The organism is Dysgonomonas sp. HGC4 (assembly GCF_001261715.1).
Classification (GTDB): domain Bacteria; phylum Bacteroidota; class Bacteroidia; order Bacteroidales; family Dysgonomonadaceae; genus Dysgonomonas_A.
Genome location: NZ_CVRU01000132.1, coordinates 1 through 5,247, shown reverse-complemented (window position 1 = coordinate 5,247; position 5,247 = coordinate 1). Strand labels below are relative to the sequence as shown.

Genomic DNA, 5,247 nt, shown 5'->3' with positions numbered 1-5,247 from the left:
AATACACACAAACATTATCTAGATTTGGATGTTATTATTTAAAATCACTTTAAATTATAACTTGACTATAAATTAATATAGAAAAGAAAAAAAATACTGAATTATGAGTAAAATAGCGATCGTTTATGGAACTTCAACCGGTGCAACCGAAGGTGTAGCATCTAAAATTGAAAAAGTATTAGGAAATGCGGAAACTCAAATCTTCGACGTAGCCAGAGTTACTGTTGATCAATTGAAACCTTTTGATTTTCTAATTTTAGGAGCATCAACTACTGGTTATGGTGATCTTCAAGATGATTGGGACTCTTTCCTTCCTAAATTCAAAACACTTGATTTTACAGGAAAAAAAGTAGCATTATTCGGATTAGGAGACAGTTCTTCTTATTCTGATACTTTTGCAAACGGTATGGCTGTTATTTACGAAGCTATTAAAGACAATGTAGAAATTGTTGGAGCTGCATCTACAGAAGGTTACACTTACGATGACTCAGAGGCTGTTGTTGATGGAAACTTTGTAGGCTTAGCGTTAGACGAAGATAATGAATTTGATCAAACTGATGCTCGTATTGCTGCATGGGTAAAAGATCTTAAACAATACATTTAAGTATATACACTATATGACAACAAATGGCCCGACTTTATAAAGTCGGGCCATTTATATTTTCCCCCTATTGTTTTAGCTATTTATGCCCCTCACAACGTTGGGATTATTTGATTCTAAACAAAAGACTATCCTTCTCTATTTTTGAGGAGTAGACAATCTTTTATTTGATCTTTTTTTTCAGAATTTCAGTCCTTCAAACTCTGACATTCCATGTCTCCATATTTCGGGAACTGCCATTGCTTGATGTGTTTTAGGATTATATGCTACAACAACCGAATTACATCGGCACTTTATTTCACCCGTTAGTACATTTCTTACTTGTTGTAGAAAAACAACGCTTTTATTTCCAATTTTGGTGACCTTAGTATCTACTGCTACTTTTTCTTTATAAAATACGGGAGCTACAAAATCTACCTCTATGCGCGCTATTACTATTATCCCATCTGTCCAACTTACATACGACGTTCGCAGATTTTCCAAGTAATCAATCTTTCCCAGATCAAAGTAACTAAAGTATATATTGTTATTGATATGCCCCAATGCATCTATATCATTAAAGCGAATTTGTATTGGCAATGAACTTCTAAATATATCTTTCGATACTTCTTCTTTAACTTCCATTTTTTTTAGTATTGTATTGAACTTATCTGAATATAATGTCTTTTACAACGTTCAATCCGGCGTGAGTATTCAGATTTGCTATTAATTTATCCTTACACATTATTAGTTCCGAACGTAGAACCGATGATGTCAGATTTACATATAATATATTGTTTCTTAAATATACATTTGTAGTATATGATGCAATAACCGGGCCAAGGGTCTTTCCCCAACCACTTATCACACGACTTTCTGCCAGTTTACGTTTGAAGAATTCATTTTCCTCAAAAAACTGTTTCAGAACTTCGCCTAGACTTTCGGTATTTCGCTTTCTCATACTTACTTTAATTGATTAATTCCTCCACCTTCTACTTGATATAAACTATAATCACTATTAAGATCTTTAAGAATCTCATCCAAGTGATCTCTATTTGTATCTGTGATAAAAATCTGTCCAAAATTATCTTCTGATACTAACTTCACAATCTGCTCAACACGTGAAGAGTCGAGCTTATCAAAAATATCATCCAATAATAAGATAGGTGTAGTTGAGCCTGCCTTTTTCAAGAAATCAAATTGAGCCAATTTCATGGCTACTACATAAGTCTTATTTTGTCCTTGCGAACCGACTTTCTTGATTGAATAATCATCCATTCGCATATCTAAATCATCACGATGGATTCCGGCAGTTGTATAACCTAATATCTTATCTCTTTCGCGTTTTTGTTTCAATAACGCAACCTGATTCTCGTTTTCTAATTGCGATTCGTATTTCAACTCAACAGTTTCATTCGACTGACAAATAAAGTTATAGTAATACTGAAACGTGGGTATAAATTGCTCTATAAAAGCTTTTCGCTTAGCATATATAATATGACCTTCATAAGCTAACTGCTCTTCCCATAATTCGTAAAGTGAATCATCAGCCTGCATATCCGATTTCAGCAAGGCATTACGTTGCTGTAAAGCTTTATTATAGCGAATAAGGGCATGTAGGTAGTCTTTATCGAACTGAGACAACACAACATCCATAAACTTACGGCGTTCTTCGCTACCTCCCGTTATGAGATCCGAGTCAGAAGGCGAAACCATAACCAAAGGCAAACAGCCAATATGGTCTGACAGTTTTTCGTATTCTTTCTTATTACGTTTAAATTGCTTTTTCTGCCGTCTGCGTAAACTACAAAAGAACTCTTCTTCGGCCGCTCCGCCCAATAAGTAATATCCTTGGATCAAAGCAAAATCTGCATCGTGCTTGATATTCTGAGAATCAACCTGATTGTTATGACTTTTACAGAACGAAAGATAATATACAGCATCTAACAAGTTAGTCTTTCCCATCCCATTATTTCCTATGAAACAATTCAATTTCGGAGAGAAAGTCAATTCTGCCTGCTCTATATTCTTATAACCTAATATCGATATCCGTTCTAAAATCATATTAGCACAAAGATAATAAAAATAGAAAGAGCTTTATCTGATATTACAATTCATCAGTAGCCCAAAATTGATTAAAAAAGCATAAGCTCAAAGTGCCTATACTTTTAAATCTCGTATTACAAGAAACTACATTTTTTATTTGATTGGCAATACTTTTTTCATTGTATCAACAAATATAGCAGCCATGTGTTGCTGTATAAATTTATCCTCACCCCTTAGTTGATGCCAGCCATACACAACTCCATCTATGGTTTCTGTATTATCGTCAGCATACAAGGTACTCATCTGCTGTTTTGTTACGGGATGAGGCGTATTCTTGGAAAATCCAATATACTTATCAAACTCTATAACTGGAAAGCCCCACTTTTGAGCTAATAAACGAACCGATTCATTATAAATAGGACGTGCATCATGCCAATGGGTTGACAGAACTATAATAACCGGTTTTCCGGACTGGGTATTGTAATATTTTGAATCCTTATCAAATTTCAGATTATAACAATCCGATATATATTTTTTAATAACATAATCGTAAGCGGCAGCATAATTAGAGCGATCGAAAGGAACTTTGTAATCTGCATAATCTTCCTTCAACTCCGAATTTTCGAATACATCCATATTATGCACATGCATTATCACAAATGCATCGGCATCCTCTAGCTCCTGTTTAGAGTATAATGTACCCTTAACCATTCTATTTGCACCATCCGCAATTGCCTCTGCACCCACAGCTTTATTTAGAGCCTTTGCGTCAAGTTCCTTACAACCAATTTCAAACCAACCATTCTGATAAGAAGCAAACGAGGCTCCCGTCATCAATATAGTGTACTTCTCTTGTGTGTATGCACACATAGAACCCAATAAAAAAATAAATAAAAAGAACTTTTTCATGATAAATAAAAGATACTAGAAGAACACGAGGTTTACTTAGTCAGTACACCTAGCCTCTAACTTAAACATTAATATTAAATACGCTAATTTGTTTTAATCCTCCAAATGGGATTTTCTAAATATAGGATAACAGAATAATCCAACAAGCAATAACCCTATGGATATGATCCAATAAATAACAGGTACGATAGAACCTATAAAACCGAAATAGAGAAATATTATTGAAAAGGCAAAAGCAAGAAACAGTCTTACGTTATTCGCTCTCGAAGATTGCATTTTTCCTTTCCTTATCAATACATATTCCGAGATTACAGTTACCAAATAAGTAGGCAAATTAATAAAAGCTGCTACCGTAGTTATATTCACAAAATGGGAAAGACCTTGAGTGTCACCACTTATGTCAGAGTAAAAATTCAAGAAGAAAAATATTGAAGTTATCAAGCTCGAAGCAATCAATGCCACATATGGTGTAGCATATTTGGGATGAATTTTAGCAAAAGATGCAATGAAAAATTTATCCTTACTTGCCGCGTATATACTTCTACCCGTAGTAAGAATCCAACCAGACAAAGCCCCAACTACTGATATCAGAATAGCGACATTAATAATATCGCCCCCCACATTTGTACCCAAAGCCAAATTAATAGCATCGGCAAATGGAGAGTTAGACTCTGCCAACTGATCTTGAGGTATGAGAGCAAAAAGTGAAATATTAATCAGAACATAAATAACTCCCACAATAGATAATCCCCAAATAACACTCCGCTGAATATTTCGTTCCGGATTCTTTATTTCCCCTCCCGCCATCGTTGAACTTTCGAGACCTGTAAAAGCCCAAAAGATTAAAGCTATTGCAGCCGAAAACATTGTAAAAATATCTGTTTCTCCTTGTAGAGACAAAGGTAATGAATTACTTCTAAACAGATCGAAATTTAAGTGAGGTATAGCCAATATAACAACTAAAATAAATACACTCGCTTTCAAAATGGTAGTAACGATACTAATCCATCCTGCAAACTTTACCCCACATATATTGATATAAGTAAATAACCAGAGGATAGACAAAGTAGCTATGAGTTTACAAACAGGAAAATCGAGTGCAGGAATCAGTTGAACTAATTGAGTAAAAATAAGATCTACAATAGCTGCATTGCCTACCGCAGAACCAACCCACCAGACAAGACTTACTATATATCCCCAGAATTTACCCAATGCAGCTTCGGTGTAAACAACCGGCCCTCCAGCTTTAGGAATCGATCAGCTCAGATTACCATAGCTCAATGCAATAATTGTAGCACCAATAGCAACTATAACCCATGCTAAAATAATGATGGATGGTGTAGCCACCTTAGCCAAAGCCGAAGGCAGTCCAAAGACTCCCGAACCAATCATATTTCCTACAACAATAGTAATTGCAGCAACAAGACCCAAGTCTCTTTTAAGTGAAGTATTTTGAGAAGACATCTATAAATTATAAAAATGAACGCAAATATAAGAAACAAATATAGCTTGAGGGTTACCCTTATTCGAATATTTCTTCAGTTAACTATTTCCTTACTTAAAGCTTTATTCTTCAATTGAAACGCCATCTAATTTAACATTAAATAAATCTTAAAAAATAATCATTCTACTTGATATTGAAAATTTTGTTTATTGTTTATTAATATCTATATTTGCCATCTGTAAAGTAAGTATTTACAGAAAAACAACGA

At 34.4% G+C, this 5,247-nt stretch carries 7 protein-coding genes; 1 reads left to right on the top strand and 6 read right to left on the bottom strand.

What is annotated here, in order from left to right; all coding sequences use genetic code 11:
• Positions 1-103 precede the first annotated feature (103 nt).
• Complete coding sequence (locus HGC4_RS13245; protein WP_050710621.1) at positions 104-604, top strand: flavodoxin; 501 nt, start codon at positions 104-106, stop codon at positions 602-604.
• A 177-nt stretch (positions 605-781) separates the two neighbouring features.
• On the opposite strand, the gene HGC4_RS13240 is transcribed toward HGC4_RS13245, so the two are convergent.
• The 6 genes from HGC4_RS13240 to HGC4_RS13215 form a co-directional block, all read right to left on the bottom strand.
• On the bottom strand, positions 782-1,225 hold the full coding sequence (locus HGC4_RS13240) for an acyl-CoA thioesterase (protein WP_050710620.1): 444 nt from the start codon (positions 1,223-1,225) through the stop codon (positions 782-784).
• Positions 1,226-1,247: 22 nt separating this feature from the next.
• Positions 1,248-1,541 (bottom strand): DciA family protein, encoded by a 294-nt coding sequence (locus HGC4_RS13235; RefSeq protein ID WP_050710619.1) that lies wholly within the window; start codon positions 1,539-1,541, stop codon positions 1,248-1,250.
• 2 nt (positions 1,542-1,543) lie between these two features.
• The gene (locus HGC4_RS13230; RefSeq protein ID WP_050710618.1) at positions 1,544-2,644 is read right to left on the bottom strand and encodes a DNA replication/repair protein RecF; all 1,101 of its coding nucleotides are present in this window, start codon (positions 2,642-2,644) and stop codon (positions 1,544-1,546) included.
• A 135-nt stretch (positions 2,645-2,779) separates the two neighbouring features.
• Positions 2,780-3,535 (bottom strand): DUF5040 domain-containing protein, encoded by a 756-nt coding sequence (locus HGC4_RS13225; RefSeq protein WP_050710617.1) that lies wholly within the window; start codon positions 3,533-3,535, stop codon positions 2,780-2,782.
• A gap of 93 nt (positions 3,536-3,628) precedes the next feature.
• Entirely contained in the window at positions 3,629-4,789 is a 1,161-nt protein-coding gene (locus tag HGC4_RS13220) for an APC family permease (RefSeq protein WP_082204180.1), read from the bottom strand.
• A gap of 3 nt (positions 4,790-4,792) precedes the next feature.
• Entirely contained in the window at positions 4,793-4,999 is a 207-nt protein-coding gene (locus tag HGC4_RS13215; protein WP_050710615.1) for a hypothetical protein, read from the bottom strand.
• Positions 5,000-5,247: the final 248 nt, after the last annotated feature.